The sequence below is a fragment of the Aquamicrobium defluvii genome, from assembly GCF_004363725.1.
GTDB classification, from domain to species: Bacteria; Pseudomonadota; Alphaproteobacteria; order Rhizobiales; family Rhizobiaceae; genus Mesorhizobium; species Mesorhizobium defluvii.
Map to the genome: position 1 here is coordinate 52,009 of NZ_SNZF01000023.1, position 26,705 is coordinate 78,713.

Annotated in this window: 27 protein-coding genes and 1 pseudogene; 16 read left to right on the plus strand and 12 right to left on the minus strand. The window is 63.7% G+C overall.

Annotation, left to right across the window (positions count from 1 at the left end; all coding sequences use genetic code 11):
• Positions 1 to 85 precede the first annotated feature (85 nt).
• Positions 86 to 310, minus strand: a complete 225-nt coding sequence (locus DES43_RS16230; RefSeq protein WP_035030967.1) for an aa3-type cytochrome c oxidase subunit IV — start codon at positions 308 to 310, stop codon at positions 86 to 88.
• A 196-nt stretch (positions 311 to 506) separates the two neighbouring features.
• On the opposite strand from DES43_RS16230, the gene DES43_RS16235 reads away from it, so the two are divergent.
• The gene (locus tag DES43_RS16235) at positions 507 to 1,124 is read left to right on the plus strand and encodes a LysE family translocator (RefSeq protein ID WP_035030970.1); all 618 of its coding nucleotides are present in this window, start codon (positions 507 to 509) and stop codon (positions 1,122 to 1,124) included.
• Between the two features lie 292 nt (positions 1,125 to 1,416).
• Positions 1,417 to 2,397: a cysteine synthase A gene (gene cysK / locus DES43_RS16240; RefSeq protein WP_035030973.1), complete on the plus strand. Its 981-nt coding sequence runs from the start codon at positions 1,417 to 1,419 to the stop codon at positions 2,395 to 2,397.
• A 205-nt stretch (positions 2,398 to 2,602) separates the two neighbouring features.
• Here the strand turns inward: cysK and DES43_RS23200 are convergent, their stop codons facing one another.
• Positions 2,603 to 2,737, minus strand: a complete 135-nt coding sequence (locus DES43_RS23200) for a hypothetical protein (RefSeq protein WP_280940173.1) — start codon at positions 2,735 to 2,737, stop codon at positions 2,603 to 2,605.
• Between the two features lie 325 nt (positions 2,738 to 3,062).
• Here DES43_RS23200 and ligD point away from each other — a divergent pair.
• Positions 3,063 to 3,977: pseudogene (gene ligD / locus DES43_RS16245) on the plus strand (non-homologous end-joining DNA ligase); the annotation flags it as partial.
• A 6-nt stretch (positions 3,978 to 3,983) separates the two neighbouring features.
• Here the strand turns inward: ligD and mbfA are convergent.
• From mbfA to DES43_RS16270, 5 genes are all read right to left on the minus strand, one after another.
• Positions 3,984 to 4,967: an iron exporter MbfA gene (gene mbfA / locus DES43_RS16250; protein WP_035030975.1), complete on the minus strand. Its 984-nt coding sequence runs from the start codon at positions 4,965 to 4,967 to the stop codon at positions 3,984 to 3,986.
• A 72-nt stretch (positions 4,968 to 5,039) separates the two neighbouring features.
• Positions 5,040 to 6,176, minus strand: coding sequence for an ABC transporter permease (locus DES43_RS16255; RefSeq protein WP_035030977.1), 1,137 nt, complete (start codon positions 6,174 to 6,176; stop codon positions 5,040 to 5,042).
• Positions 6,173 to 7,093, minus strand: coding sequence for an ABC transporter ATP-binding protein (locus tag DES43_RS16260; RefSeq protein ID WP_035030980.1), 921 nt, complete (start codon positions 7,091 to 7,093; stop codon positions 6,173 to 6,175). Before DES43_RS16260 ends, DES43_RS16255 begins: the two co-directional genes overlap by 4 nt.
• Positions 7,090 to 8,046 (minus strand): HlyD family secretion protein, encoded by a 957-nt coding sequence (locus tag DES43_RS16265; RefSeq protein ID WP_035030982.1) that lies wholly within the window; start codon positions 8,044 to 8,046, stop codon positions 7,090 to 7,092. Before DES43_RS16265 ends, DES43_RS16260 begins: the two co-directional genes overlap by 4 nt.
• Positions 8,043 to 8,735 (minus strand): CerR family C-terminal domain-containing protein, encoded by a 693-nt coding sequence (locus DES43_RS16270; RefSeq protein ID WP_051520732.1) that lies wholly within the window; start codon positions 8,733 to 8,735, stop codon positions 8,043 to 8,045. The genes DES43_RS16265 and DES43_RS16270 overlap by 4 nt, the downstream gene beginning before the upstream one ends.
• A 132-nt stretch (positions 8,736 to 8,867) precedes the next feature.
• Between DES43_RS16270 and DES43_RS16275 the strand changes: the two genes are divergently transcribed.
• The gene (locus DES43_RS16275) at positions 8,868 to 9,341 is read left to right on the plus strand and encodes a CYTH domain-containing protein (protein ID WP_035031082.1); all 474 of its coding nucleotides are present in this window, start codon (positions 8,868 to 8,870) and stop codon (positions 9,339 to 9,341) included.
• 16 nt (positions 9,342 to 9,357) lie between these two features.
• Here DES43_RS16275 and DES43_RS16280 read toward each other — a convergent pair whose 3' ends face one another.
• The 5 genes from DES43_RS16280 to DES43_RS16300 all read right to left on the minus strand — a co-directional run bounded on the left by DES43_RS16280 (position 9,358) and on the right by DES43_RS16300 (position 14,110).
• Positions 9,358 to 11,097, minus strand: a complete 1,740-nt coding sequence (locus DES43_RS16280; RefSeq protein WP_035030985.1) for a SulP family inorganic anion transporter — start codon at positions 11,095 to 11,097, stop codon at positions 9,358 to 9,360.
• 202 nt (positions 11,098 to 11,299) lie between these two features.
• Positions 11,300 to 11,548 carry a helix-turn-helix domain-containing protein gene (locus DES43_RS16285; RefSeq protein WP_035031085.1) on the minus strand — a complete coding sequence of 83 codons (249 nt, stop codon included), beginning with the start codon at positions 11,546 to 11,548 and terminating at the stop codon, positions 11,300 to 11,302.
• A gap of 59 nt (positions 11,549 to 11,607) precedes the next feature.
• Positions 11,608 to 12,339: a phosphatase PAP2 family protein gene (locus DES43_RS16290; protein ID WP_035030988.1), complete on the minus strand. Its 732-nt coding sequence runs from the start codon at positions 12,337 to 12,339 to the stop codon at positions 11,608 to 11,610.
• 86 nt (positions 12,340 to 12,425) lie between these two features.
• A complete protein-coding gene (locus tag DES43_RS16295; protein WP_035030991.1) occupies positions 12,426 to 13,187 on the minus strand; it encodes an ABC transporter permease in 762 nt (253 codons plus the stop codon).
• Positions 13,184 to 14,110, minus strand: coding sequence for an ABC transporter ATP-binding protein (locus DES43_RS16300; RefSeq protein ID WP_035030994.1), 927 nt, complete (start codon positions 14,108 to 14,110; stop codon positions 13,184 to 13,186). The genes DES43_RS16295 and DES43_RS16300 overlap by 4 nt, the downstream gene beginning before the upstream one ends.
• Before the next feature lie 356 nt (positions 14,111 to 14,466).
• Here DES43_RS16300 and DES43_RS16305 point away from each other — a divergent pair, with 356 nt between their 5' ends.
• The 12 genes from DES43_RS16305 to DES43_RS16360 all read left to right on the plus strand — a co-directional run bounded on the left by DES43_RS16305 (position 14,467) and on the right by DES43_RS16360 (position 26,431).
• Positions 14,467 to 14,979, plus strand: coding sequence for a DUF1993 family protein (locus DES43_RS16305; RefSeq protein ID WP_035030996.1), 513 nt, complete (start codon positions 14,467 to 14,469; stop codon positions 14,977 to 14,979).
• Positions 14,980 to 15,284: 305 nt separating this feature from the next.
• Positions 15,285 to 15,554 (plus strand): PepSY domain-containing protein, encoded by a 270-nt coding sequence (locus tag DES43_RS16310; RefSeq protein WP_035030998.1) that lies wholly within the window; start codon positions 15,285 to 15,287, stop codon positions 15,552 to 15,554.
• Between the two features lie 80 nt (positions 15,555 to 15,634).
• On the plus strand, positions 15,635 to 17,446 hold the full coding sequence (lepA, locus tag DES43_RS16315; protein WP_035031000.1) for a translation elongation factor 4: 1,812 nt from the start codon (positions 15,635 to 15,637) through the stop codon (positions 17,444 to 17,446).
• Positions 17,447 to 17,454: 8 nt separating this feature from the next.
• Complete coding sequence (gene dtd / locus DES43_RS16320; protein ID WP_035031003.1) at positions 17,455 to 17,895, plus strand: D-aminoacyl-tRNA deacylase; 441 nt, start codon at positions 17,455 to 17,457, stop codon at positions 17,893 to 17,895.
• A gap of 145 nt (positions 17,896 to 18,040) precedes the next feature.
• The gene (locus DES43_RS16325; protein ID WP_133675810.1) at positions 18,041 to 20,206 is read left to right on the plus strand and encodes a malate synthase G; all 2,166 of its coding nucleotides are present in this window, start codon (positions 18,041 to 18,043) and stop codon (positions 20,204 to 20,206) included.
• 46 nt (positions 20,207 to 20,252) lie between these two features.
• A complete protein-coding gene (gene tsaB, locus DES43_RS16330) occupies positions 20,253 to 20,930 on the plus strand; it encodes a tRNA (adenosine(37)-N6)-threonylcarbamoyltransferase complex dimerization subunit type 1 TsaB (protein WP_035031022.1) in 678 nt (225 codons plus the stop codon).
• Positions 20,931 to 20,959: 29 nt separating this feature from the next.
• Positions 20,960 to 21,454, plus strand: a complete 495-nt coding sequence (locus DES43_RS16335) for a GNAT family N-acetyltransferase (RefSeq protein WP_035031025.1) — start codon at positions 20,960 to 20,962, stop codon at positions 21,452 to 21,454.
• A 14-nt stretch (positions 21,455 to 21,468) separates the two neighbouring features.
• Positions 21,469 to 22,278, plus strand: a complete 810-nt coding sequence (gene olsA / locus DES43_RS16340) for a lyso-ornithine lipid O-acyltransferase (protein ID WP_035031028.1) — start codon at positions 21,469 to 21,471, stop codon at positions 22,276 to 22,278.
• A gap of 33 nt (positions 22,279 to 22,311) precedes the next feature.
• A complete protein-coding gene (miaB, locus tag DES43_RS16345; protein ID WP_035031032.1) occupies positions 22,312 to 23,688 on the plus strand; it encodes a tRNA (N6-isopentenyl adenosine(37)-C2)-methylthiotransferase MiaB in 1,377 nt (458 codons plus the stop codon).
• 47 nt (positions 23,689 to 23,735) lie between these two features.
• On the plus strand, positions 23,736 to 24,809 hold the full coding sequence (locus DES43_RS16350) for a PhoH family protein (RefSeq protein ID WP_035031035.1): 1,074 nt from the start codon (positions 23,736 to 23,738) through the stop codon (positions 24,807 to 24,809).
• 11 nt (positions 24,810 to 24,820) lie between these two features.
• Positions 24,821 to 25,330, plus strand: a complete 510-nt coding sequence (gene ybeY, locus DES43_RS16355) for an rRNA maturation RNase YbeY (protein WP_035031038.1) — start codon at positions 24,821 to 24,823, stop codon at positions 25,328 to 25,330.
• A gap of 27 nt (positions 25,331 to 25,357) precedes the next feature.
• On the plus strand, positions 25,358 to 26,431 hold the full coding sequence (locus DES43_RS16360) for a hemolysin family protein (RefSeq protein WP_035031041.1): 1,074 nt from the start codon (positions 25,358 to 25,360) through the stop codon (positions 26,429 to 26,431).
• The last annotated feature ends 274 nt before the right edge of the window (positions 26,432 to 26,705 follow it).

Consider the following 26,705-nt stretch of genomic DNA (forward strand, 5'->3'; position numbering starts at 1 on the left):
AGGATCCTTTCGGCTGGATTATTGCCTAGCCCGCATCGGTGGCGACCCTCTTGATGCCGCCCCGAGGGTCAAAGGGATTAAGTGATCAGCGCAGGAGAAAGGCGCCAACGACGAAGGCAAGCAGGAAGACAATAAAGCCGGAAACGGCTCCCCCCGCAAAAAAACCGAAGGCCATGCCGATCAGGATGGCCGCGCATCCCAGCGCGGAATATTTCGTCAGCGACGTAAACAGATTGTAGGTTTTCTCATGCTCGGCATAGTCCATCTGGGCGCCGAGTTCGACAGGACCCGCGGGCGAATGGTCAGCCATAGGAAATACCCCTCCGAAATTATCTCAGGGGCACATAGCGAAAACGGGACCCGAGGGCAATGGTGCTGTTGCCGCACCGGTATGAACCGGACGGCTTTTTTGCCACTGGCGCAATCGAAGGCCGGAACAGGCGATTTCCACGCGGGCCGGATCGTGCGAAATGCTGTCTTGGTCATCTGAAGGAGACGGACATTTCATGACGCCAGCCAGCTTCCTGGCCTACAGTGCGGCGCTGGGTATTGCCGCCGCCATCCCCGGCCCGGGTGTCACCGCACTGGTCGCGCGGGCGCTGGGCTCCGGATTCCGCTCGTCCTTCACCATGCTGATCGGTCTCCTGCTCGGCGATCTGTTCTACCTGACCGCCGCCGTGCTCGGTCTTGCCTTCGTTGCCCAGCAGTTCGGCATGGTTTTCACGGTCATCAAATGGTTCGGCGTGCTTTATCTCGCCTGGCTTGGCTGGCGCTTCTGGCGCGAAGGCATCACGCCGGAGAACATCGAGGCCGGCAGGGCGCGGGGCGGGCTTCTGTCGAGTTTCCTCGGCGGGCTGACCCTGACGCTCGGCAATCCCAAGACCATGGTGTTCTATCTCGCGATCACGCCGACCGTTATCGATCTGAACAGCATCACCCTGTCCGACTATGTGGTTCTTGCCTTGATCACGGCGGTGGTTCTGACCGTCGTGCTGCTGCCCTATCTGGTGCTTGCCTCGCGGGCACGCTGGTTCCTGTCTTCGCCAAGGGCATTGAAGATGCTCAACCGCACGGCGGCGACTTTCATGGTGGGGGCTGCCGCAGCCATTGCCGCCCGGCACTGAAGCGCAAGGAGCTTTCAGATCCGCTCCTTGCGCTTCAGGTTCCTGTTTTTACGCATGCCGTTGTCCCGAAACCGGTTCCCGCTTTCGGGCGACATGCTTTGGCTGGCGCCCCATTTCGGAGACGGATCGGATTATTTTTTCATGATTATAAAAATATAGGGAATGAATTTTCTTATATTTTAATTTTAGAGCAAGGGAACCGCTCGGATATTGCCGTTGCGCACCCTATGTCTTGGCGTGACAAGCCTGCGCCCAGAAATCCTGTGCGACAAACCCTGCGAGAGCGAGTTCCATGACCAAGGCAGAAACCTTTCCGAAAGCTCCCGGCCGCGGCCGCATCTACGATTCCATTACCGAAACCGTCGGCAACACGCCGCTGGTGCGGCTCGACCGTTTTGCCGCCGAGAAGGGCATCGTCGCCAGACTGGTCGCCAAGCTGGAATTCTTCAATCCCATCGCCTCGGTCAAGGACCGGATCGGCGTCGCCATGATCGAGGCGCTTGAGGCCGAAGGCAGGATCGCGCCCGGCAAGACCACGCTGATCGAGCCGACCTCGGGCAATACCGGCATCGCGCTTGCCTTCACCGCCGCCGCCAAGGGTTATCGCCTGATCCTGACCATGCCGGAAACCATGTCGGTGGAGCGCCGCAAGATGCTGAGCCTGCTCGGCGCGGAACTGGTTCTGACCGAAGGCGCAAAGGGCATGAAGGGGGCGATCGCCAGGGCCGACGAACTGGCCGCGTCCATTCCCGACGCCATCATTCCCCAGCAATTCGAGAACCCGGCCAATCCGCAAATCCATCGCAACACGACAGCCGAGGAAATCTGGAACGACACGCATGGCGAGGTGGACATCCTCGTTTCCGGCATCGGTACGGGCGGCACCATCACGGGCGTCGGCCAGGTGCTGAAAAGCCGCAAGCCGTCCGTGCAGGTGGTGGCGGTCGAGCCGGAGGCGTCGCCTGTGCTTTCCGGCGGCGCACCGGGTCCGCACAAGATCCAGGGAATCGGCGCGGGCTTTGCGCCCAAGGTGCTCGACACCGCCGTCTACGACGAGATCGTGACGGTTTCCAACGAGGACGCCGTCGCCAATGCCCGCCTTGTCGCGCGGCTGGAGGGGGTTCCGGTCGGTATCTCGTCAGGCGCGGCCCTGCAAGCGGCGGCGGTGGTCGGCTCGCGACCCGAAAATGCCGGCAAGACGCTTGTCGTCGTCATCCCGTCCTTTGCCGAGCGCTATCTGTCGACGGTGCTTTTCGAAGGGCTCGGCGGCTGACGCCTGTGGCCTGCGCGGCATGGAAAAAGGGCGGCGTACCGAAAGATGCGCCGCCCTTTGTCGTCGAAAGCGGAAGATCAGCGCCGGCGCAGATCTGCGGGGCGCGGGCTGTGATAGGTGGTGATGCGGGCCGCCCGGCCTGCCATGTCGATGCCCTTGCGCGCCGCGTTGCCGGGAACCCTGCTCGTATGCATGGACGGCATGCTCACATCTTGCCGGCGCTGCGGCGCAGGGTTGCTGGTCCTGGTCCGCGCATATAATGGCGTTCGGGCTTGTAGGCAGGGGCGATGAGCTGGCGCAGGGCCGCCGCGAAGCGGCGCAAAAGGTTCAAGATCGTCATGTCGCGTCGTCCGGTTTACCCATGTCCTCCCGATGCGTGCACCATAGCCTTGCAGGCGTGAATAAGCGGTGAACGCAATCTTAACTTTTCCCATAAAACGCGCCGCTTCGTGACCGGATTGCGGCTCGTTCGCGCCCTTTTCGTGCCATCGGAAATGAAGTCCAGCCGCTGTGTCTTTTGCGTCACATGGCGGCGGGACGGAACGAACCATTTCCTGCTTCGTTGTCCTTCCCCGAGGACGTGAGATCGGGAAGATGCCATGGCGCCGTGCCAGTCCTGAAAAACACTGCCAGGTTCTCGCCCGTAACCTGTGCGAGGAGAAAGGGCGGAGGAGATCGTGCAGGAGAAGCCGAAAGCCGCGAAAAACGCGAAGACCCCCGCGATAAAATCCTCCGTTACGCTTTCCCACCCCGACAAGTTGCTGTGGCCGCGGGAAAAAATCTCCAAGAGCGGCCTGCTCGACCACTACAGGCTCGTGTGGCCGCGCATGGAGCCGTTTGTGGTGGAGCGTCCGCTGGCGCTGGTGCGCGCGCCGGACGGGGTCGAAGGCGAGCGCTTCTTCCAGAAACACGCCTCACCCGGCATGAGCGATCATATCCATCGCGCCACGGATCCGGAGGATGGAGAGGAAATCCTGTATATCAAGGACTTCGACGGGCTTGCAGCGCTCGTGCAGATCGGGGTCGTGGAAGTCCATGTCTGGGGCGCGACGATCGACCGGATCGACACGCCCGACCAGATCGTCTTCGACCTCGATCCGGATGAAGGCATCGGATCCGACAGGGTTCGCGACGCGGCGCTCGATATCCGCGCCCGGCTGGATGAGCTTTCGCTGCCAGCCTTCGTCAAGACCTCGGGGGGCAAGGGCTATCATGTCGTGGTGCCGCTGAAGCCTAAGGCCGGCTGGAGCGAGGTGAAGGGGTTCGCCCACGACTTCGCCCAAGCGATGGAACAGGCCGCGCCGGAGCGCTTCACCGCCACCTTGTCGAAAAAGGCGCGCGAGGGGCGTATTTTCATCGACTACCTGCGCAACGGCCGCGGTTCGACCACGGTCGCACCCTATTCGTCGCGGGCGAAGAAGGGAGCCACCGTCGCCATGCCGGTGCGGTGGGACGAGGTGGAGGCCGGCGTCGCGCCCGATGCCTTTCCGCTCGGCGGCAGGGCCACCCTGCGGCGGCTGGCGCAGGACGATCCGTGGGCGGATTTTTTCAGCAGGGGCAAGCTGCTCGACCGCAAGTGAACCGGCTCAGGCGCTGCCTATCAGCACACCTGTCGCGAACACCAGCCCGCCGCCCAGCACCACCTGGAAGGCGGCGCGCAGGAACGGCGTTTCCATGAAGCGGTTCTGGATGAAGGCGATCGCCCACAATTCGAAGAACACGATGACGATGGCAACGCTCGTTGCGGTCCAGAAATCCGGGATCAGATAGGGCAGGGCATGGCCGAGCCCGCCCAGCGCGGTCATGATGCCGGATGCAAAGCCGCGCCTGACCGGCGAGCCGCGCCCCGAAAGCCTGCCGTCGTCCGACGCGGCCTCGGTGAAGCCCATGGAGATGCCGGCGCCGAGCGAGGCGGCGAGACCGACGAGGAACGTCTGCCATGTATCGTGCGTGGCGAAGGCGGCGGCGAAGATCGGCGCCAGCGTCGAAACCGAGCCGTCCATCAGCCCGGCAAGGCCCGGCTGGACATAGGTGAGTATGAATTGCCGCCGTTCTGCTTCGGCTTCCTCGTCGCGAGCCTCGCCCGTAACATGCTGTCGTTCCAGCCTTTCGGCCAACTTCTCATGACCCTGTTCGGCGGCGGCGAGATCGCCAAGCAACTTACGCGTCGAGGCGTCGGAGGTGCGCTTTGCCGCCTCGATATAGAAGGCGTGGGCCTGGCGTTCCATCAGTGCGGCCTGGGCGCGCACTTTTTCCACGCCAAGCGGGCGCACCAGCCAGTCGGGCTTGCGCTCATAATAGCCGGAAACATGCTCGCGCCGGATCAGCGGGATGCGCTCGCCGAAGCGCTTGCGGTGCATGTCGATGAGCGCGGCGCGGTGTTGGTCCTCCTCCCTGGCCATTTCCTCGAACATTTTTGCCGAATGGGGGAAGCCCTCGGCCAGCCCATCCGCATAAGAGCGGTAGATGCGTGCATCGTCCTCCTCCGAGGAGATGGCGAGCGCCAGAATTTCCTGCTCGGAAAGCGAATCGAAGGCGCGGCGGCCGAAGCCGAAAATACGGGAAAGCATGAGAGTCTCTATCTACTTTAGAATAATTCTAAAGTAAACGCTGGTCGAAATGGTGTCAACGGTTTCTCTCGCTCAGTCGAGCGTGCGGCGGAAACGCAGCAGCGCGAAGCTGGAGAAAAGCGCAACGAAACCCAGCAGCCACAGGATTTCATTGGCCACCGCCGGGAATTCCGCGCCCTTCAGCATCACCGCGCGCACGATGCGCAGGAAGTGGGTGAGGGGGAATATCTCGCCGAGCCACTGTGCCCACACGGGCATGCCCCGGAACGGGAACATGAATCCGGAAAGCAGGATCGAAGGCAGGAAGAAGAAGAAGGTGAGTTGCATGGCCTGCATCTGCGTGCGCGCCACGGTCGAGATGGTGTAGCCGAGCAGAACCAGACCCAGAACGAAGACGATGATGGAGGACAGGAGAAGCGGCAGCCCGCCGACGAAGGGGATGTGGAAAAGCAGCCTGGCGGCGATCAGCACCACCACCACCTGCACGGCGCCGACGCCGGCATAGGGCAGCACCTTGCCCAGCATGATCTCCAGCGGGCTCGACGGCATGGCAAGCAGGTTCTCCATGGTGCCGCGCTCGGTCTCGCGCGTGAGCGCGATGGAGGTCATCATCACCATGGTCATTTGCAGGATGACGCCGAGCAGGCCGGGCACGATATTGTACTGCGAAACGCCTTCGGGATTGTAGCGCCGGTGCACGACCACATCGAGCCGGCTTCGAGCATCTTCCGCAGCCACCGCCTGAAGGCCCTGCGCCCTCAATAGCGCCTGACTGGCGACCGTGCCGAGTGCGGAAACCGCGCCGGTGGCCACTGCGGGATCGGTCGCGTCCGCCTCGATCAGGATCTGCGGCCTGTCCCCGCGCTCCACCCGATGGCTGAAATCGGCGGGAATCGTGACGAGGAAGGCAATGTCGCCGCTGGCCATGAGTGCGTCGGCCCCGGCTTCGGTGGCGGCGATATGGTCGAACCGGTAGTAATCGGTGTTTTCCAGCGCCGTCACCATGGCGCGCGTATACTGGTCGTTGCTCATCGCCAGCAGCGCCGCCGGCAGGCCCTTGGGGTCGTTGTTGATGGCGAAGCCGAACAGCACCAGAAGCATCAGCGGCACGCCGAGCATCATGGCGAAGGTCACCCGGTCGCGGCGCATCTGGATGAATTCCTTGATGAGCAGCGCATTGAGCCGGGCGATGGAGAAGATGCCGCTCATGCCATATTGTCCTTCGACCCGGCCATGAACTGGATGAACACGTCTTCCAGGCTGGTTTCGCCGGGCGATACCGTCACGCCCGGGTGCGCATTCTCCATGGCGGCCAGCGAAGCGGAGAGAGCTGCCTTGTCCGAGCCGACGACATGCAGGGTTGCGCCAAAGGGGGCGACCTGCTCGATGCCCGGCTTGCCGGCAAGAGCCGCCGCGATCGTGTCGAGTTTCCTGCCGTGCACCACGAAAGTGGTGAGGCCGGCATTCTTCACCACCTCGTCCACCGTGCCGGTGGCGAGCATGCGGCCATAGGAAATGTAGCTGATGCGGTGGCAACGCTCGGCCTCGTCCATGTAATGGGTGGAAACCAGCACGGTGAGGCCGCCGCTGGCCAGAAGGTGGATTTCGTCCCAGAACTCGCGCCGCGCCTTGGGGTCGACGCCGGCGGTCGGCTCGTCGAGCAATAGGAGCTTCGGCTTGTGCATGATGCAGGCCGCCAGCGCCAGCCGCTGCTTCCAGCCGCCTGACAGCGTGCCGGCAAGCTGGTTGCGCCGCGATGTCAGGCCGAGGTCGGCGAGCGTGTCGGCGACATGAGTCTCCACCGGCTTGAGGCGATAGAGGCGGGCCACGAATTCGAGGTTCTCGGCAATGGTCAGGTCCTCGTAGAACGAGAACCGCTGTGTCATGTAGCCGACCTCGCGCTTGATCTTCGGCCCCTCGGTGCGCAGGTCGAAGCCGAGCACCGTGCCTTCGCCTTCATCAGGGGTCAGCAGGCCGCACATGATGCGGATCGTCTTGGTCTTGCCGGACCCGTTGGGACCGAGAAAGCCGACGATCTCGCCCTGTGCCACGGTCATGTCGACATGGTCGACGACGGTCTTGTCGCCGAAACGTTTGACCAGACCGCGAACGTCGATGGCGTTCATTTTGCCTCGTCCCCGGACAATGCCACGTCCACGATCTGGCCGGGCTTCAGCGCCATGGCGTCGCCTTCGGGGCGGGCCTCGACCAGGTAGACGAGCTTCTGGCGGTTTTCGAGCGAGTAGATCACCGGCGGCGTGAATTCGGGCTCGGTCGAGACATAGCTCACCCGCGCCTTGAGATCGGGACCACAGCCGTCGCAGTGCACGGCGAGTTCCGAACCGACCTTGACGGATGCGAAAGCATCCTGCGGCACGAAGACGGTGAGCTTGACCGCGCCTTCCGGCAGGATCGAGATCACCGGCGCGGTCGGTCCCGCCGTATCGCCGGGGTTGCGGATGACATCGGTGACGCGGCCGGGCGAGGGAGCGGCCAGCGCGCGCTTGGAAAGCCGCCATCGCGCCTGCTCCAGCGCCGCCTCGGCCTGTTCAACCGCGCCGCGCGCCGCCTCGATCTCCTCCGCTCGCGCGGGCAGGCCCGCCACCGCCAGATTGGCCTCGCTCTGGCCGATGGCGGCGTCGGCCACTTCCACGGCGGTCGTCGCCTCGTCGAGCTGCGCCTGCGTGGCGATGCCGCGCCGGTGCAGGTCGCCTGTGCGCTCCAGCACGCGCTGCGCCTCCTTGGCCTGCGCATGGGCGGAGCGCACCGTCGCTTCCAGCACCGCGATCTCCTGCGGCCTCTTGCCGACCTGAAGGTTGGCGAGCTGCGCCCTAGCCTGCGCCAGCGCTGCACTGGCCTGAGCCACCGCGATCTCGGCATCGGCGCTTTCCAGCCGAACCAGCGGCACGCCGGGCCTGACCGTGTCGCCCCGCCGCACGGCCACCTCCTGCACCTGCGCCACCTCGATAGGCGCAAGCAGCACATAGTCGCCCTCGACATAGCCGACGGCGAGCGTGGCGGGCGCCGCGCAGGCGGAAAACAGCGTTGCGGCAAGGGGAAGGGAGCAGAGAAGGCTCATGCGTCGCCTGCCTTTCGTGAACAGAGGATGGCCGCGAGATTGTCGCGCACGACGTCGAGCACCTTGGCGGCCTCCGGCTTGCCGAACGCTTCCCATCCCATGCGCCGCAGCACCACTTCGGTGCCGATGCGAAAATAAAGGACCTGCCCCAGAAGGGTGAAGACGGTGAGCCGTGTCCGCTCGCTCTCGGCGGGCTCGCCCGTTGCCTGTTCCCAGATGAGGCACAGCCGCTTGTGGACCGGCTCGAACACGCCCTGATAGATGCGGTCGAGCGCGGCTGAGGGCTGCGCCATCTCGCGCAGCATGAAGCGCACGATGTCGCCCGCCTCGGGTCGCGCCACGACGAAGGCGACCATGCGCTCCAGCCCGTTGGCAAGCTGGACCCGCGCCGCTTCCGCGCCGGCTGAACCGGTCGGCTGCGCCTGAATCCCGCCGATGGCCTGTGTGGCGATTTTCCGGATCGTCTCGACGATGAAATCCGCGACGGCGATGCGCAGACCCTCCTTGCCGCCGAAATGATAGGCGATGGAGCCGATATTGGCATTGGCGAGCGCAGCCAGCTCGCGCGTGGAGGTGCCCTCGAAACCACGGCTGCCAAACAGCTTCAGAGCCGCGTTCACGAGTGCTGCGCGGGTCGCGTCCGCCGGAGAGGCGGCGCGCGGGGACGGATCTGGAGTCTTCGTAATCATGAAATTATTTTAATCAATCGAATGATTAAAATCAATACAGGCTGTGCGGCGTGTAGACGCGGCGGCCTCCCTGAGGCGTTTTTGCTTGCCTGCGAGATTGATCTGGCCGCGCTGCGGCGTTTAACTCAGCGCATGGCGCGGGAAGTGGAACGCAAGTTTCTGGTGCGGGACGGGAGCTGGCAGGAGCGGGCGGAGGCCCGCATCTCCATGGTCCAGTTCTATCTGGCCGTCACTGGCGAGCGTTCGGTGCGGGTTCGGATTTCCAACGGAAGCAGGGCGAGGCTGACGCTGAAGTTCGGCAGCGACCTCCGCGCCCGTGACGAGTTCGAATATGACATTCCGCTGGCCGATGCGAAGGAGATGCAGGCTTTCGCGCTCGGCAAGGTCATCGTCAAGACCCGCCACCATGTGCGCCATGGCGGCTATCTCTATGAGGTCGACGTCTTTTCCGGCGAGCATGAAGGTCTGGTCGTGGCCGAACTGGAGACACCGGACAAGGTCGGGAACGCCGCGCTGCCGGATTGGCTGGGACGTGAGATCACCGGAGACATTCGTTATTCCAACGCCTCGCTGGCCCTGAACGGTTTTCCTCCCGCCGTCGGGTGAGAAAGCCACTCGGGCTTCATGCCGCGGGTTCGGGTTCCGGCCGGCGTACCTGTGCGCGGGCGTGGGATTTGGCGGAGGCCACCGTGGCGCGGTAATGAACCAGCGGCGGCTTCACCCCATGCGCGGTCAGCAGCTTGCGCATCTGCGGCGAGGCGCCGGCGATGTAGAACAGCACGCCCTGCTTCGCGGCCTTGTGCGCGACGCCTTCCAGCACGTTCGCGCCGGTCGAATCCACCAGCGGGATACCCGAACAGTCGAGAATGAACGTCTTGCGCTGGTCGGCGATGCGGTCGAGCACGGTGCCGACCGTGGAAGCTGCACCGAAGAAGAAAGCGCCGGATATGCGATAGACGACGATGTCGGGATCGGTCACGGCCGCAGCATCGTAAGCCTCGCGCTCGCCATTGGCGGTGTCGGCAAGGTCGCCGGCCACCAGCGGTGCCTCCGCCTCGACCTCGATCGACTTGGCCATGCGGTCGATGAACAGCAGCGCGCCAAGCGAGAAGCCGACGACGATGCCGGTGGTCAGGTCGCGGAAGACGACCAGCGCGAAAGTGATGAGCAGCACCGCCGCATCCCCGCGCGAGGAACGCATCAGCGCACGGAAGGCGGGCCGCTCGATCATGTTCCACGCCACCACGGCCAGAACGCCGGCAAGCGCGGCCAGCGGTATGTAGCTGGCAAGCGGGGCCGCCAGAAGCATGAAGGCGAGCAGGAAGGCGGAATGCAGCATGCCGGAGACAGGGCTGTGCGCGCCGGCCCGCACATTGGTGGCGGTGCGTGCGATGGTGCCGGTCACGCAGATGCCGCCGAACAGGGCCGAACCTATGTTGGCAGCGCCCTGGGCCACCAGTTCGCAGTTGGAGCGGTGGCGACGCCCGGTCATGCCATCCGCGACCACGGCTGAAAGCAGCGATTCGATGGCCCCGAGCAGGGTGAAGGCAACGGCGTCGGGCAGCACGGCCAGCACCTTGTCCGCGCTCATTGCGGGCAGCGAAGGGCTGGGCAGCATGGAAGGAATGCCGCCGAAGCGGGTGCCGATGGTCTCGACATCGAGGCCGGTCGCGGCGACAGATGCGAGTGCGACGGCAATCAGCATGCCCGGCCATGACGGGCGCCAGCGTTTCAGGCCGACGATCACCGCGATCGTCAGCGCAGCTATCGCCACCGCGCCTGCATTGACGGTCGGCGCGGCATTGAAAAGCGCCACAAGCTTGGGAATGAGGTCGCCCGGCTCCTTTTCGGTGAGCGTAAGCCCGAACAGGTCCGTAAGCTGGCTGGCGAAAATGATGACGGCGATGCCGGCGGTGAAGCCGACGGTGACGGGATAGGGAATGAACTTGATGTAGGTGCCGAGCCGCAGCCACCCGGCCGCTGCCAGCAGGATACCGGACATCATCGTCGCCAGAACGAGGCCGTCGACGCCATGGCGGTCGGCGGTTGCCGCCACGAGCACGATGAAGGCTCCGGCCGGACCGCCGATCTGGAAGCGGCTGCCGCCGAGCATCGAGACGAGGAAGCCGCCGACGATGGCCGTGAACAGGCCCTTTTCCGGCCCGACGCCGGACGCGATGGCGATGGCCATCGACAGCGGCAGCGCAACGATGGCCACGGTAAGGCCCGCGATTGCGTCGGCCTTGAACTGGGGAAGGTGGTAGCCTTCCCGCAGGACAGTTATCAGTTTCGGCGTGAAAAGCTCCCGGAAGGAGGGATCGTTGCTTTCCGGACGCTGCCTCGACCTGCGGCGCTGTTTCATGGATCGGCCTTCGCTCACACCTTTGCGTGGCGGACTGTCGGCATCGGAATGATCGCCGGCCGCCGTCGCGACCTGTTTGCCGATCCGCAGGAAGGCTGCGACCAGAGCGTTTCCAGGAAAAGTGAAAACACTTTTCCGGTTCGGAAACGCGTCAAAACAAGACCTTGAGCCGTTCAGCGATTCCGTGAAATGCTGAACGGTTCTAGCGGTTCCGGAGACGCACGCCCCGTCCACCGCGCTCGCTGGGCTGGTTCTCGCCGATGAGTTCGACCCCGGCCTCATCGAGCGCCTGAATCACCTTCATCAGCGTGTCCACCACGCCCCGGACTACGCCATCGCTGGCTTCCATCCGCTGGATGGTCGGAAGCGAAACCCCGGCCCGCTCTGCGAGCGTCTTCTGGTCGATGCCGGCGAGTGCTCGCGCGGCGCGCATCTGCGCTGCTGTGATCACCGGCACAGTCTCCCGTCTGGATCTGCAATATGAATATATGATACGTTCATTGTGATGTGTCAAACATCATTATGAATGTTTGAAGCTTGATTGCGGGAAGCCGTGTCCGAACCTCCGTTCGGCTGTATCAGCCGCGCCGCCATCCACCACAGCATGGCCCATGCGAAACCGGCGCACCAGCCGGCCATCACGTCCGAAGGCCAGTGAACGCCGAGATAGAGGCGCGAAATGCCGACCAGCAGCGATACGAACACCGCCAGCGACAGGATGTAGATGCGCGTCGCCTGATTGTGCGCGGTCTGGCTGGCCAGTGCGCCGAGCGTCAGATAGACCAGCGCCGAGATCATCGCGTGTCCGCTGGGGAAGGACAGCGAGCTTTCCTGCATCAGATGCGGCACCACATCGGGGCGGGGACGGTCGATGCCTGTCTTCAGCAGGGTGGCGACGATCTGCCCGCTCGCCACGGCGGCGATCACGAACAGTCCGCTTGCCGGCCGGCGCACCACGAAGAAGTAGAGCGCGGTCGCGGCCGTGATGAGCGTCAGCACCGCGGCGCTGCCGAGCGCGGTGATGTCGCGCACCATCTTCGGCAGCCACGCGGGGCCGATCGGCACGTCGGGATGACCCTCCACGCGGAACCACAGCAGGATTTCGCTGTCCAGAGCGTGGGGCGCGCGGTCCGTGGCAACGTCCATCAGTTCGAGGAAACCCCACAAGCCGCCTGCAACGATGGCGCCGGCCAGCAGCATGGGCAGTTCGATCCGTCCGACGAGGGCGGTAATCGGCTTCATCGTGACTTTCTTCCTTGTGCGCGCTTTTCCCTGCCGTTTTTCCCAACTCGTGCCCGGCGGTCAAGCTTCGGGATCACGACCGGCCGTCATGTTCTGAGGCGATATCCCGTCCGGAATATCCATGCGATCACGGCCACGCAGGCGAAAAGAAACGCCAGCGTCATGCCGAGGCTCAGGCCCAGCGACACGTCGGCCTTGCCGAAGAAGGCCCAGCGGAAGCCGCTGACGAGGTAGACGACCGGGTTGAACAGGGTGATGGTGCGCCAGATTCCGGGCAGCATGTCGATCGAATAGAACGAGCCGCCGAGGAAGGTGAGCGGCGTGACGATCAGCAGCGGCACGAGCTGCAACTGCTCGAACGTGCCGGCCCAGATGCCGATGATGAAGCCGAACAGCGAGAACGTCACCGCCGTGAGGATCAGGAAGGCGAGCATCCAGAACGGATGCTCGATGTGCAGTGGCACGAACAGTGACGATGTGGCCAGTATGATCAGGCCGATGGCCGTCGATTTTGTCGCCGCCGCCCCGACATAGGCGATGACGATCTCCAGATAGGATACTGGCGCCGATAAAAGCTCATAGATCGTGCCAACGAATTTCGGGAAATAAATGCCGAAGGATGCGTTGGAGATCGACTGGGTGAGCAGCGACAGCATGATCAGCCCCGGCACGATGAACGCGCCATAGCTGACGCCGTCGATCTGGTCGATGCGCGAGCCGATTGCCGCGCCGAAGACGACGAAATAGAGCGAGGTCGATATGACCGGCGAGACCACGCTTTGCAGCAGCGTGCGCAGCGTGCGCGCCATTTCCACGCGGTAGATGGCCCAGATTGCGTGACGATTCATGACGCCTTCCTGACCAGATTGACGAAGATTTCTTCAAGCGAGCTGTTGAGGGTGTCGAGGTCGCGAAAGGCGATGCCTTCCGTCGCCAGATCGCGCAGCAGCGAGGCGACGCCCGGCCGCTCGCTCTGGTTGTCGTAGGTGTAGGTGAGCAGGCCGCCATCCGCCGACAGTTCGAGCCCGTAGCCGGCCAGCGCTTGCGGCACTGCATCGAGCGGCTGGCGCAGTTCCAGGCGCAACTGCTTGCGGCCCAGCTTGCGCATCAGCTCTTCCTTGTTCTCCACCAGCACGATCTCGCCGCGGTTGATGACGCCGACCCGGTCGGCCATCTCCTCGGCTTCTTCGATGTAGTGCGTGGTGAGGATGATGGTGACGCCGCTTTCGCGCAACCTGCGCACCATCGCCCACATATCCTGCCGGAGCTCCACGTCGACACCCGCCGACGGCTCGTCGAGGAACAGGATTTCCGGCTCGTGCGCCAGCGCCTTGCCGATCATCACCCGCCGCTTCATGCCGCCCGAAAGCGTGATGATTTTTGCGTCGCGCTTGTCCCACAGCGACAGGTCCTTCAGGATCTTCTCGATCAGTGCCGGGTTCGCCGGCTTGCCGAACAGGCCGCGGCTGAAGGTGAGGGCGGAGCGCACCGTCTCGAAGGATTCGACGGTCAGCTCCTGTGGAACGAGGCCGATCAGCGAACGGGCCATGCGGTAGTCGCGGTCGATGTCGTTCCCGTTTACGGACACCGTGCCGGAAGAACGGTTGACGATGCCGCAGACAATGGAGATCAGCGTCGTCTTGCCTGCGCCGTTGGGGCCGAGTAGGGCGAAGATCTCGCCGTGCCTGATGTCGAGGTCGATATGCTTCAGGGCGCTGAAGCCGCTGGCATAGGTTTTCGAGACGCCGGAAATCGAAATGGCTGGGTGCATGAAGATCGCTTCGGGCTGGAATGAATTTTTCCGCAGGGCCCGAATGTCGGTGCGCTGCCGACAAAGTCAATGCGCCTGCTGACATTCCCCGACAGGGTCTCAGTGTGAATTTTGGCTTTTGCCCGTTGCGGAGGGGTTGCCAAGTCTGCCCTCCGCAGCGATGCAAAAAGCCGTTGGATGATGCCGAATCGAATGGCAGTTTTGCGCAACAATCGGGACACTGAAGCGAATTTCAAAATCCCTGAAAGCGGACGGTCAGTTAATCTGGTATTTCAAGCGCAGCTATCAACCACTTTTGGATGGTAAGCGGCGATCAGACGTAGCGTTTGCCAATTTTTGCTGCCAAGGAATTGCTTATGTCTTACGCTCATTCAGCTCGCACGACCTTCGCCAACATGCTTGGCACTTTGGATCACCTCGTTAGCAAAACTCAAGACGCCGGGATGACTGACGAGGTGCTCGGTGAAAAGCTGACGGAAGACATGTTTCCGCTCGAATTGCAGTTCCGCGTCGCTCTAAATCAGGTACTGCTGGCTCTAAATCAGGTTGCTGGAAAATCACTTCCGCTCGAAGAGGTAACTTACCAATCCCTGGCCGAGATCCGGGAGAGGATTGCGGTCGTTCGCTCGCACATTGATCGGTCTGATGCGATTGAATGGGCCGACGCGAACGATCCCGTCGACCTGACCCTACCAAACGGGGTCCGGTTCATGATGTCATCTGTCGAAGATATTCAAGACTGGATCATGCCGAACTTCTATTTCCACGTGACTATGACATACGTATTGTTGCGGAATGCAGGATTGAACATCGGTAAAATGGATTTCTTGCCTTTCATGGCACGCCATAGAGTGGTTGCAGATCAGTAAAGCGGTCAGGCTGCTTCGCAGCGTGGCCGCACGATCAGCCGCCTAGATTTGTCGCGCAAATCCTAAGTTTTGCCACAAAAACGCTGGCGCCGATTTTGCAGGGGAATTTCTGTCGCAAATATCAGGTGCAAAAGTCTGGCCTCATGCGGTTACGTTTTGCGACAGCTGCTATCCACACATAGGCAAATTTGAGACTTTACCCATTTCCCGAAAAGAGACCGGAATTGTCGGCAGGACCTTGTCTTTCCTGCCTGCATGCACACTTAGTTGATGACATAATCGGAAGCGAAACGGAGTCCGAGCGAATGACACGAAAGATCGTCCCTATACTGTTTGCCGCGGCTCTTGCGGCCGGCATCGGCCTCGCGCCCGCCCATGCGCAGGACGACGACCGCGCCCCGCCGCAGAATGCGATGAAGCTGTCCGAGATCGTCGCCAAGGTGGAGAAGCGCGACGGCTTTCGCTACATCGACGACATCGAATGGGACGATGGCCTGTATGAGGTGACCTACTACACCACCGACAGGGCCAAGGTCGAAATCCGCTTCGATCCGGTCACCGGCGAGCCGAAATAACATCTTTCCCGGGCCAAAGCGGGCGGGAGCCGCGCGCTCCTGCTTGCCGAGGTGCGGTGCGCCTGATAAAGGCCGCGCCCATGACCACACCCCTCGATCACATCCGCAATTTCTCCATCGTCGCCCACATCGACCATGGCAAGTCGACGCTCGCCGACCGCCTGATCCAGCTGACAGGCGGCATGGACGCGCGCGAAATGGCCGGCAAGGAGCAGGTTCTCGATAACATGGATATCGAGAAGGAGCGGGGCATCACCATCAAGGCGCAGACCGTGCGCCTGAACTACAGGGCCAGGAACGGCGAGGACTATGTCCTCAATCTCATCGACACGCCCGGCCACGTCGATTTCGCCTATGAGGTCTCGCGCAGCCTCTCGGCCTGCGAGGGCTCGCTGCTCGTTGTCGACGCCTCGCAGGGTGTAGAGGCGCAGACGCTCGCCAATGTCTACCAGGCCATCGACAACAACCATGAGATCGTCGTGGTGTTGAACAAGATCGACCTGCCGGCGGCCGATCCGGACCGCGTCAAGGAGCAGGTCGAGGATGTCATCGGGCTCGACGCCTCCGAGGCAGTGATGATCTCGGCCAAGACCGGCATCGGCATCGAGGAGGTGCTGGAAGCGATCGTCCACAAGCTGCCGCCGCCGCGCGAAGGCGACCGCAGCAAGCCGCTCAAGGCCATGCTGGTCGACAGCTGGTACGACGCCTATCTCGGCGTCATCGTGCTGGTGCGCGTCATCGACGGGACGCTGAAGAAGGGCCAGACCATCCGCATGATGGGCACGGGCGCCAGATATCCGGTCGAGCGCACCGGCGTTTTCACGCCGAAGATGGAGAATGTCGATGAGATCGGCCCCGGCGAGTTCGGCTTCATCACCGCCTCGATCAAGGAAGTCGCCGACACCCGCGTCGGCGATACGATCACGGAAGATCGCCGCCCCACGCCGGAGGCGCTGCCGGGCTTCAAGCCGGCCCAGCCGGTGGTGTTCTGCGGCCTGTTCCCGGTCGATGCCGCCGATTTCGAGGATCTGCGCGCCGCAGTCGGCAAGCTGCGCCTCAACGACGCGTCCTTCTCCTATGAAATGGAAACGTCGGCCGCGCTCGGCTTCGGCTTCCGCTGCGGCTTCCTCGGTCTCCTGCATCTCGAGATCATTCAGGAAAGACTGGAGCGCGAATTCGACCTCGACCTGATCGCCACCGCGCCGAGCGTCGTCTACCGCATGGTGATGAACAATGGCGAGGTGAAGGAGCTTCACAACCCCGCCGACATGCCCGACGTGGTCAAGATCGCCCATATCGAGGAACCGTGGATCAGGGCGACCATTCTGACCCCGGACGATTATCTGGGCTCGATCCTCAAGCTGTGTCAGGACCGGCGCGGCATTCAGGCAGACCTGTCCTATGTCGGCAAGCGCGCCATGCTGGTCTACGACCTGCCGCTCAACGAGGTCGTGTTCGACTTCTACGACCGCCTGAAGTCGATCTCCAAGGGCTACGCCTCCTTCGACTACCACCTGACCGACTACCGCGAGGGCGATCTGGTCAAGATGTCGATCCTCGTCAATGACGAGCCGGTCGATGCGCTCTCCATGCTCGTCCATCGCAGCGCGGCTGAAAAGCGCGGGCGCGCCATGTGCGAGAAGCTGAAGGAACTGATCCCGCAGCATATGTTCAAGATCCCGATCCAGGCGGCCATAGGCGGCCGGATCGTGGCGCGCGAGACCATTTCCGCCCTGCGCAAGGACGTCACCGCCAAGTGCTACGGCGGCGACGCCACCCGCAAGCGCAAGCTTCTGGAAAAGCAGAAGGAGGGCAAGAAGCGGATGCGCCAGTTCGGCAAGGTCGACATCCCGCAGGAAGCCTTCATCCAGGCGCTCAAGATGGGCGACTGACACCTGCGATGCGCGCGCTTGTCCAGAGGGTTGGTGAAGCCAGCGTCACCGTCGATGGCGACATCGTCGGCCAGATCGGGCCGGGCCTGCTGGTTCTGGTCTGCGCCATGCAGGGCGATACGCAAGCGCAGTCGGACTGGCTGGCGCGCAAGGTCGTCAACCTGCGCATCTTCCGCGACGAGCAGGATCGCATGAACCGTTCCGTGCTGGATGTCGGTGGAAGCGCGCTCGTCGTCAGCCAGTTCACGCTGGCCGCGGAGACGAAAGGCAACCGGCCGGGTTTTTCGACGGCTGCCGCGCCTGCCGACGGCAAGCGGCTGTATGAGCATTTCTCGTCCGCCGTGGCTGGCCATGGCGTGCCTGTCGCCAACGGTATTTTCGGCGCCGACATGAAGGTTGCGCTGCTCAATGACGGGCCGGTGACGATCTGGCTGGACAGCGAGCGCTGACTTGCGCTCCCGCCGGAAGGCATCTGACGCAAAGCAATCGCCGTTCTGAGCCAACCCCGTCATTGACCCTTCGCGCCCTTTCATGCCAAAGCCGGGCCCGACTATGTTGCACCGCCGCAACGTGCCCTTGAGTGGAGGTTTGGGAATGTCGGATCACATCGAGATCGCCGGGCTGCGCATCGCGCCTGTACTGCATGACTTCGTGGCAAACGAAGCACTGGCCGGCAGCGGGATCGATGCTGAGAAATTCTGGACCGGGCTATCCGAAATCGCCCATGATCTGGCTCCGAAGAACCGTGCGCTGTTGCAGAAACGGGAAGATTTCCAGGCAAAGCTCGACCAATGGTACCGTGACAATGGCGCGCCGGCGGATCTGGAGGCTTACAAGGGCTTTCTGAGCGAGATCGGCTATCTGGTGCCGGAAGGCCCGGACTTCGAAGTCACAACTGCCAATGTCGATTCCGAGATCGCCGAGGTCGCCGGTCCGCAGCTCGTCGTTCCGGTGATGAATGCGCGCTATGCGCTCAATGCCGCCAATGCGCGCTGGGGTTCGCTCTACGATGCGCTTTACGGCACCGATGCGATTTCCGATGCCGACGGCGCGGAAAAGGGCAAGGGCTACAATCCAAAGCGTGGCGCGAAGGTCATCGCATGGGGGCGCAACTTCCTCGACGCAAGCGCGCCGCTGAAGACCGGCTCCTGGACCGATGCCGGCGCCCTGTCGGTCAGGGATGGCCAACTCGTCGTCGGCGAGACCGCCCTTGCCGATCCTGCGCAGTTCGCCGGCTATCGCGGTGAGACATCCGCCCCTTCCGCGGTCCTGCTTCGCAGGAACGGCCTGCATGTCGAGATCGTCATCGACCGTGACAGCGTGATCGGCAGGGACGACAAGGCCGGCATTTACGATCTGGTGATCGAGGCGGCGCTGACCACGATTCAGGACTGCGAGGACTCGGTCGCGGCCGTGGACGCCGAGGACAAGGTCGCCGTCTACCGCAACTGGCTGGGCCTGATGAACGGAAGCCTCGCCGAGGAGATTGCCAAGGACGGCCGCACCTTCACCCGCCGTCTGAACGGCGACCGCACCTATACCGCGCCCGATGGCGGTGAACTGGCGCTGCCCGGCCGCTCGCTGATGCTGGTGCGCAATGTCGGCCACCTGATGACCAATCCGGCGATCCTGCTGCGCGACGGCTCGGAAATCCCGGAAGGCATCATGGATGCGGCGATCACCGCTCTCATCGCCCTCAACGATGTCGGGCCGAAGGGCCGCCGCGCCAACAGCCGTGCCGGCTCCATGTATGTCGTCAAGCCCAAGATGCACGGGCCGGAAGAGGTAGCCTTCGCGGTGGAAATCTTCGACCGCGTCGAGGATCTTGTGGGCATGGCCCGCAACACCATCAAGATGGGCATCATGGACGAGGAGCGGCGCACGACCGTGAACCTGAAGGAATGCATCCGCGCTGCCTCGGCGCGCGTGGCCTTCATCAACACCGGCTTCCTCGACCGTACCGGCGACGAGATCCACACCTCGATGGAAGCCGGCCCCATGATCCGCAAGGGCGACATGAAGCAGGCGGCATGGATCGGCGCCTACGAGGCATGGAACGTCGACACCGGCCTCCAGTGCGGCCTTTCCGGCCACGCCCAGATAGGCAAGGGCATGTGGGCGATGCCCGACATGATGGCGGCGATGCTGGAACAGAAGATCGCCCACCCGAAGGCAGGCGCCAACACCGCCTGGGTGCCTTCGCCGACCGCCGCAACGCTGCACGCCACCCACTATCATCAGGTCGATGTGCACGCCGTGCAGGCTGCGATCCGCAATCGTCCCAAGGCGAAGCTCGACGATCTGCTGACCGTTCCGGTCGCGGTGAGCCCCAACTGGACGCCGGAAGACATTCAGCTCGAGCTGGACAACAATGCGCAGGGCATTCTCGGCTATGTGGTGCGCTGGGTCGATCAGGGCGTCGGCTGCTCCAAGGTTCCGGACATCAACGATGTCGGCCTGATGGAGGACCGCGCGACGCTGCGCATCTCCTCGCAGCACATCGCCAACTGGCTGCACCATGGCGTATGCAGCGAGGATCAGGTGATGGAAACCATGAAGCGCATGGCGGCGATCGTCGACCGCCAGAACGCCGGCGATCCGCTTTACCGGCCGATGGCTCCGGACTTCGACGCCTCCATCGCCTTCCAGGCCGCCTGCGATCTGGTCTTCAAGGGGCGCGAGCAGCCGAGCGGCTATACCGAGCCCCTGCTTCACAAGCGCCGCCTCGAACTGAAGGCGAAGCTGCGGAGCGAAGCCTGAGCAGCAGCTTGTGCAGGGGTCCGTCTTGCGCTAGCCCCTGCACATCATGATCGTTCTTGCCATTGATTGCTCCGCCAGCCTCTGCGCCTCCTGCGTCTGGGATAGCGGCGCGCGAGTGGAACTGGGGCGCGAGGTGCGGGACCTTGGCAAGGGCCATGCCGAGCAACTCATGGCGGTCATCGATTCGGCGCTCGGGCGAGCCGGCAAGGCATTCGGCGATGTGGATGCCGTTGCGGTTTCGGTCGGCCCCGGCTCCTTCACCGGCATACGGGTCGGCGTGTCGACGGCACGCGGCCTGGCGCTGGCGCTGAAGGTTCCGGCCATAGGCGTGACCACGCTGGAGGCGCTGGCGGCAGAAGCGTCACAGCAGTTCCCGGACCGGCGCGTCCTTGCGGTTCTCGATGGCGGGCGCGGCGAGATTCATGCCGCCCTGTACGACCGGGACCTGCACCCCCTGTTCGGTCCGGCTGCGACGACGCTGGAGGAAGCGTCGCGTCTTGCCGAAGAGACGAACGCCGTTCTGGCCGGAGCTGCCGCGGGATCGGTGGCGGATGCAATCGGGAGGGCTTTGGATACAGCCGCACCCAAGCCAACGGCCGACATTGCCGTCTACGCGCGTCTCGCCGCGCGCAAAGGGGCAGGCGAAAAGCCGCGCCCGCTTTATCTGCGCGACGCCGACGCCCGCCCCCAGGCCGGCTTCGTGCTGCCGCGAACCGCTTCGTGACGGCCGGGCGGCGGGAGGAGACACTTCACATGCGCATACCGTTCATTTCATCCCTGCGGCGCGAATATGCGCTCCAGCCCCTGTCGGTCGCTGAAAGCGCGATCGCGGCAGCGCTTCATGCCGAGGGCTTCAGCCGGCCGTGGACCGACGAGGAATTCGCCTCGCTGCTTTCGCAGGATACGGTGTTCGGCTTCGCCGCACGTGAGGTGGGCAAGGGCGCTCATGCGCCCGCAGGTTTCGTTCTGGCGCGCCTTGCGGCCGGCGAGGCCGAGATCCTGACCATCGTGGTGGCGCGCGCCCACCGGCGCTGCGGGCTTGGCTGGCAACTCATGGACGCCGTTCTGCGCCAGCTGCACGCGCAGCGTGCCGAGGCGCTGTTCCTGGAAGTGGACGAGGCCAATCCGCCCGCTATTGCGCTTTATCGCCGGCTCGGCTTCCATGAGGTGGGCAAGCGCCCGAACTACTATCAGTCGGCCGCCAAGGGCCCGACAGGCGCGCTGGTCATGCGCCGCGACCTTCGCTGAAGGCCGGGAACCGGATGATTGCGAAACTGAGGATCGTTCTGGCGTTGGCATATGTCGCTGTGGCGACGCTGATCCTCGTTCCGCTGCAAGTGATCTCGATGAAAACCGGGCTCTGGCCGGAGACTGTCATCCTGAAAATCTGGCATCGCGTCATTCTCGGCGCGCTGGGCATCCGGGTCCACGTCACGGGAGGTCCTGCGCGGCACCGGCCCTTGCTGATTGTCGCCAACCACATTTCCTGGACCGACATTCCGGTGCTTGGCGCGATTGCCGATGTCCGCTTCATCGCCAAGGCCGACATGCAGACGTGGCCGCTGGTCGGTTTCCTGTCGGGACTGCAACGCACGGTTTACATCGAGCGCGAGAGGCGCCGCAAATCCGGGGACCAGGCGGGCGAGATCGCGGTGCGGCTGGTCAATGGCGAGGCCATGGTGCTGTTCGCCGAGGGCACGACCGGCGACGGCAACATGATGCTGCCTTTCAAGAGCACGCTGTTCGGCGCCGCCACCATGGCGATTGCCGACGGATCGGCCAGGGAGGTGGCCATCCAGCCCGTTGCGATCGCCTATACGCACCTGCATGGCATGCCGCTCGGCCGCCGCTTCCGGCCCTTGGCGAGCTGGATCGGCGATCAGGACCTTGCCCCCCATGCAAGGGAACTGCTGGAAAGCGGCGCCATGGACGTGGAGGTGCGTTTCGGCGAGCCCGTGATCTTCAGGGCCGGCGACAATCGCAAGCAGACGGCGCGACTGGTGGAGGAGCGCGTGCGCGAGCAGTTTGCCGCAGCCTTGCGCGAACCGTCGTACGGGCGGCCAAAGCCATAGATTCAGCCCGGTTTTGCTGGTAGAAGCCCGCCGATGGAACAGACGCCGACCCTCCCGACCGCAAGGGCCACGCCAAAGAAGGTCTTCGTGAAGACCTATGGCTGCCAGATGAACGTCTACGATTCGCAGCGCATGACCGATGCGCTGGCCGCAGACGGCTACGTGGCGACCGAGGCGATCGAGGATGCGGATCTGGTGCTGCTCAACACCTGTCACATCCGCGAGAAGGCAGCCGAGAAGGTCTATTCCGAGCTCGGCCGTATCCGCGACATGAAGGCCGAGCGCGAGAGCAATGGCGGTGAACTGCTGATCGGCGTCACCGGCTGCGTGGCGCAGGCCGAAGGCAGCGAGATCATCCGCCGCGCGCCGTCCGTCGATCTGGTCGTCGGCCCGCAGACCTATCACCGGCTGCCGGACGTGCTGACCAGGGTGCACAGGGGCGAGAAGGTCGTCGAGACCGAATACGCCATCGAGGACAAGTTCGAGCATCTGCCGAAGCTGAGCCGCGCGGCGGTGGCGAAGCGTGGCGTTACCGCCTTCCTCACCGTGCAGGAAGGCTGCGACAAGTTCTGCACCTTCTGCGTGGTGCCCTACACGCGCGGCTCGGAAGTCTCGCGCCCGGTTGCCCAGATCGTGGCGGAAGCCGAGCGGCTGGCGGATGCCGGCGTGCGCGAGGTCACGCTGCTCGGCCAGAACGTCAACGCATGGCACGGCGAAGGGCCGGACGGTTCCGAATGGGGGCTCGGCCGGCTGCTGTTCCGGCTGGCGGAAATTCCCGGCCTTGCCCGCCTGCGCTACACCACAAGCCATCCGCGCGACATGGACGACGACCTGATCGCCGCCCATCGCGATCTTGGCGCTCTGATGCCCTATCTGCATCTGCCGGTGCAGTCCGGCTCCGACCGTATCCTCAAGGCGATGAACCGCCGCCACACCTCAGCCGACTATCTGCGCCTGCTCGAGCGCATTCGCGCTGCGCGCTCCGACATCGCCATGTCGGGCGATTTCATCGTCGGTTTCCCCGGCGAGACGGAAGCCGATTTCGAGGATACGCTGAAGATGGTGCGCGAGGTTTCCTATGCCTCGGCCTTCTCGTTCAAATATTCGCCGCGCCCCGGCACGCCGGGCGCGGAAATGGACGGTCATGTCGCCGAGCCGGTCAAGGACGAGCGCTTGCAGCGGCTTCAGGCGCTGCTCGGCGAGCAGCAGCAGGCTTTCACCAACTCCATGATCGGCCGCACCATGTCCACGCTGATCGAGAAGCCCGGCCGCCAGCCGGGACAGAAGGTCGGGCGCTCGCCGTGGCTGCAGCCGGTTATTGTTGATGAAAAGGTCGCCGAAATCGGTGACATTATTGAGGTGCGAATCACGAATGCTGGCTTCAACAGCCTGTTCGCCGACCCGGTCTGATCGCGGATGACCCGTATGATCCGGCCCCGGCAGATCTGGAGAGACGGTTGAGCGCAACCGACCTGACGAATTCGAGCCCCGACGGCCAGACGCCCGCAGGCCCATCTCCGAATGCTCCGTCCGGCGCCTCCGATATGGCCCACATCGTGCTCACTTTCGACAACAACAAGCTTGCGGGCGCCTTGTATGGCCAGTTCGACGAGAATCTGGCGCGGCTGGAACAGAAGCTGGGCGTCGATATCCGCTCGCGCGGCAACCAGCTCACCATCCGCGGCTCGGCGGTAGCGGCCGAACAGGCGCGCCGGGCGCTCGACAGCCTCTACGGCATTCTCCAGAAGGGCGTCGACATCAGCCAGTCCGACGTCGACGGGGCTGTGCGCATGGCCGTTGCGGCGGACGATCAGCTCGTCCTGCCGACCATGGAGCGCAAGGGCAAGGTGTCCGCCTCGCAGATTTCCACCCGCAAGAAGACGATCTACGCCCGTTCGCTCAATCAGGATGCCTATATGCGGGCGCTGGAGCGGTCCGAGCTGGTGTTCGGCGTCGGCCCGGCCGGCACGGGCAAGACCTATCTGGCGGTGGCGCATGCCGCCATGCTGCTCGAACGTGGCATGGTCGAGCGCATCATCCTGTCGCGGCCGGCGGTGGAGGCTGGCGAAAGGCTGGGCTTCCTGCCGGGCGACATGAAGGAGAAGGTCGATCCCTATCTGCGTCCGCTTTACGATGCGCTCTACGACATGATGCCGGGCGACAAGGTGGAAAGGGCGATCGGCGCGGGCGTCATCGAGATCGCGCCGCTGGCCTTCATGCGTGGCCGCACGCTTTCGCACGCAGCCGTCATCCTCGACGAGGCGCAGAACACCACATCCATGCAGATGAAGATGTTCCTCACCCGCCTTGGCGAGAACTCGCGCATGATCGTCACCGGCGACCCGACCCAGATCGACCTGCCGCCCAATACGAAGTCCGGGCTCGTCGAGGCGCTGCGGGTCCTGGATGGCGTTTCGGGTATCGTGACCGTCCGCTTCAACGATGTCGATGTGGTGCGTCATCCGCTGGTGGCCGAGATTGTCAGGGCCTACGACCGTGACGGCAAGGTCGCGCGCGGGCTGGAAGGCTGACGGTTCGCTCAATGTCCGCTGAAAATCGTGACGCGACGGCTCCCGCGCCGCTTCCCGTGGAGATCGACCTGCTTGTCGAGGCAGGCGGCTGGCCGCCGGAGAACGAGCTTCTTCGTCTGGTGGAACAGGCTGTCGGCGCCGTGCTGGACGAGTTGCAGCCGGCGTGGACGGGCAGCAGCGAACTCAGTGTCGTCTTCTGCGACGATGCGCGTATCCGGGAACTCAACGCCGGGTGGCGCGGCAAGGACAAGCCCACCAATGTGCTTTCATTCCCCGCCTTCGAGGTGGAGGAAGGCTTCCAGCCGCCCATGCTGGGCGATATCGTGCTTGCGGCCGGGACGGTTGGGCGTGAGGCCGAACTGGAAGGCAAGCCGCTCGCGCACCATATCGTCCATCTCCTCGTTCATGGATTTCTGCATCTTCTGGGGTACGATCACGAAACCGATGAAGAGGCCGCCGAGATGGAAGCAGTCGAGCGCAAGGCGCTGGCAAGGCTTGCCATTCCCGATCCCTATGCATAATTACTCTGAAAACCAGACCGGACGACGATGAACGAGACGCCAAATACTGCCCAGAACAATGAGGCAGGCCCTTCCCGGGACATTCCCGGGAATTCCGATGAGGAGCCCAGTCCCAGTAGCGCGACCGGCGCCCAGCCAGCCGAGGCTGCACATGCCGGACCGGGCCTTGTCCAGAAGCTGATCTCGCTGTTCAGGCCGCGAAACGGCACCAGCCTGCGCGAGGAAATCGCCGACGCCCTTGCCGAGACAGGCGCCGACGCCGAAGGCTTTTCGCCCGGCGAAAGGGCGATGCTCAACAACATATTGCGGCTGCGCGAGGTGCGCGTCGAGGACGTGATGGTTCCCCGCGCCGACATCGAGGCTGTCGAGATCGGCACGACGCTCGCCGATCTCCTGACCGTGTTCGAGCAGTCCGGCCACTCGCGCATGCCCGTCTACTCCGAGACGCTGGATGACCCGCGCGGCATGGTCCACATCCGCGACCTTCTCGGCTACATCACGCGCAGCGCGCGCGGCAAGAAACGACGCACCACCCGCAAGCAGCCGCCTGGCGCCCAGCTCGACCTTTCCCAGGTCGATCTTTCGCGAACCATCGGCGAACTCAATCTGATGCGGCCGGTTCTGTTCGTGCCGCCCTCGATGCTGGCGTCGGACCTCATGGGCCGTATGCAGGCAGGGCGCATCCAGATGGCGCTGGTCATAGACGAATATGGCGGAACCGACGGGCTGGCCTCGCTGGAGGACATCGTGGAGATGGTCGTCGGCGACATCGAGGACGAGCATGACGACGAGGAGGCGCTGATCACCAAGGCGGGCGACGGCGTGTTCATCGTCGACGGCAAGGCCGAGATCGAGGATGTGCAGGCCATGATCGGCAAGGACTTCGCGCCCGGCGAGCATGGCGAATCCGTCGATACGATCGGTGGCATGATCTTCAATACGCTGGGCCGCGTGCCCGCGCGCGGCGAGGTGGTGCAGGCCATACCCGGCTTCGAGTTCCATGTGCTGGACGCCGATCCGCGCCGCGTCAAGCGCGTGCGTATCGTGCAGCTTTCGAAGGGCGACCGCCGCAAGCGCGTGGCACGCGCCGAGCAGGCCTGAATGCGGCAGGCGGGGCCGGAAACTGCCCCGGCTCCCGTTACCCGGACGGATGCAAACGCCGCTCGATTCCGCCGTACTTCCTCTGAAACCGCACCACAGGCATCACGCTGGCTGAGATTGCCTAGGAGACCTGTGCGCGGGTATCTGTGGACGGCATTTGCTGTTTGTGATTCGCTCTCCTTGAACGAGAGATTGAGGGCAGCGATGGCACGGCGGCGGATTGGTCAGGAAAGTTTCGGGTTTGGCGACTTTCGGGCGCGCCGCCAGTCATCGT

Bases quoted from the DNA above. Each gene is read 5' to 3' on its own strand.
- DES43_RS16230 (WP_035030967.1), bottom strand. From the start codon at position 310: ATGGCTGACCATTCGCCCGCGGGTCCTGTCGAACTCGGCGCCCAGATG.
- DES43_RS16235 (WP_035030970.1), top strand. From the start codon at position 507: ATGACGCCAGCCAGCTTCCTGGCCTACAGTGCGGCGCTGGGTATTGCC.
- cysK (WP_035030973.1), top strand. From the start codon at position 1,417: ATGACCAAGGCAGAAACCTTTCCGAAAGCTCCCGGCCGCGGCCGCATC.
- DES43_RS23200 (WP_280940173.1), bottom strand. From the start codon at position 2,737: ATGACGATCTTGAACCTTTTGCGCCGCTTCGCGGCGGCCCTGCGCCAG.
- mbfA (WP_035030975.1), bottom strand. From the start codon at position 4,967: ATGCTTTCCCGTATTTTCGGCTTCGGCCGCCGCGCCTTCGATTCGCTT.
- DES43_RS16255 (WP_035030977.1), bottom strand. From the start codon at position 6,176: ATGAGCGGCATCTTCTCCATCGCCCGGCTCAATGCGCTGCTCATCAAG.
- DES43_RS16260 (WP_035030980.1), bottom strand. From the start codon at position 7,093: ATGAACGCCATCGACGTTCGCGGTCTGGTCAAACGTTTCGGCGACAAG.
- DES43_RS16265 (WP_035030982.1), bottom strand. From the start codon at position 8,046: ATGAGCCTTCTCTGCTCCCTTCCCCTTGCCGCAACGCTGTTTTCCGCC.
- DES43_RS16270 (WP_051520732.1), bottom strand. From the start codon at position 8,735: ATGATTACGAAGACTCCAGATCCGTCCCCGCGCGCCGCCTCTCCGGCG.
- DES43_RS16275 (WP_035031082.1), top strand. From the start codon at position 8,868: ATGGCGCGGGAAGTGGAACGCAAGTTTCTGGTGCGGGACGGGAGCTGG.
- DES43_RS16280 (WP_035030985.1), bottom strand. From the start codon at position 11,097: ATGAAACAGCGCCGCAGGTCGAGGCAGCGTCCGGAAAGCAACGATCCC.
- DES43_RS16290 (WP_035030988.1), bottom strand. From the start codon at position 12,339: ATGAAGCCGATTACCGCCCTCGTCGGACGGATCGAACTGCCCATGCTG.
- DES43_RS16295 (WP_035030991.1), bottom strand. From the start codon at position 13,187: ATGAATCGTCACGCAATCTGGGCCATCTACCGCGTGGAAATGGCGCGC.
- DES43_RS16300 (WP_035030994.1), bottom strand. From the start codon at position 14,110: ATGCACCCAGCCATTTCGATTTCCGGCGTCTCGAAAACCTATGCCAGC.
- DES43_RS16305 (WP_035030996.1), top strand. From the start codon at position 14,467: ATGTCTTACGCTCATTCAGCTCGCACGACCTTCGCCAACATGCTTGGC.
- DES43_RS16310 (WP_035030998.1), top strand. From the start codon at position 15,285: ATGACACGAAAGATCGTCCCTATACTGTTTGCCGCGGCTCTTGCGGCC.
- lepA (WP_035031000.1), top strand. From the start codon at position 15,635: ATGACCACACCCCTCGATCACATCCGCAATTTCTCCATCGTCGCCCAC.
- dtd (WP_035031003.1), top strand. From the start codon at position 17,455: ATGCGCGCGCTTGTCCAGAGGGTTGGTGAAGCCAGCGTCACCGTCGAT.
- DES43_RS16325 (WP_133675810.1), top strand. From the start codon at position 18,041: ATGTCGGATCACATCGAGATCGCCGGGCTGCGCATCGCGCCTGTACTG.
- tsaB (WP_035031022.1), top strand. From the start codon at position 20,253: ATGATCGTTCTTGCCATTGATTGCTCCGCCAGCCTCTGCGCCTCCTGC.
- DES43_RS16335 (WP_035031025.1), top strand. From the start codon at position 20,960: ATGCGCATACCGTTCATTTCATCCCTGCGGCGCGAATATGCGCTCCAG.
- olsA (WP_035031028.1), top strand. From the start codon at position 21,469: ATGATTGCGAAACTGAGGATCGTTCTGGCGTTGGCATATGTCGCTGTG.
- miaB (WP_035031032.1), top strand. From the start codon at position 22,312: ATGGAACAGACGCCGACCCTCCCGACCGCAAGGGCCACGCCAAAGAAG.
- ybeY (WP_035031038.1), top strand. From the start codon at position 24,821: ATGTCCGCTGAAAATCGTGACGCGACGGCTCCCGCGCCGCTTCCCGTG.
- DES43_RS16360 (WP_035031041.1), top strand. From the start codon at position 25,358: ATGAACGAGACGCCAAATACTGCCCAGAACAATGAGGCAGGCCCTTCC.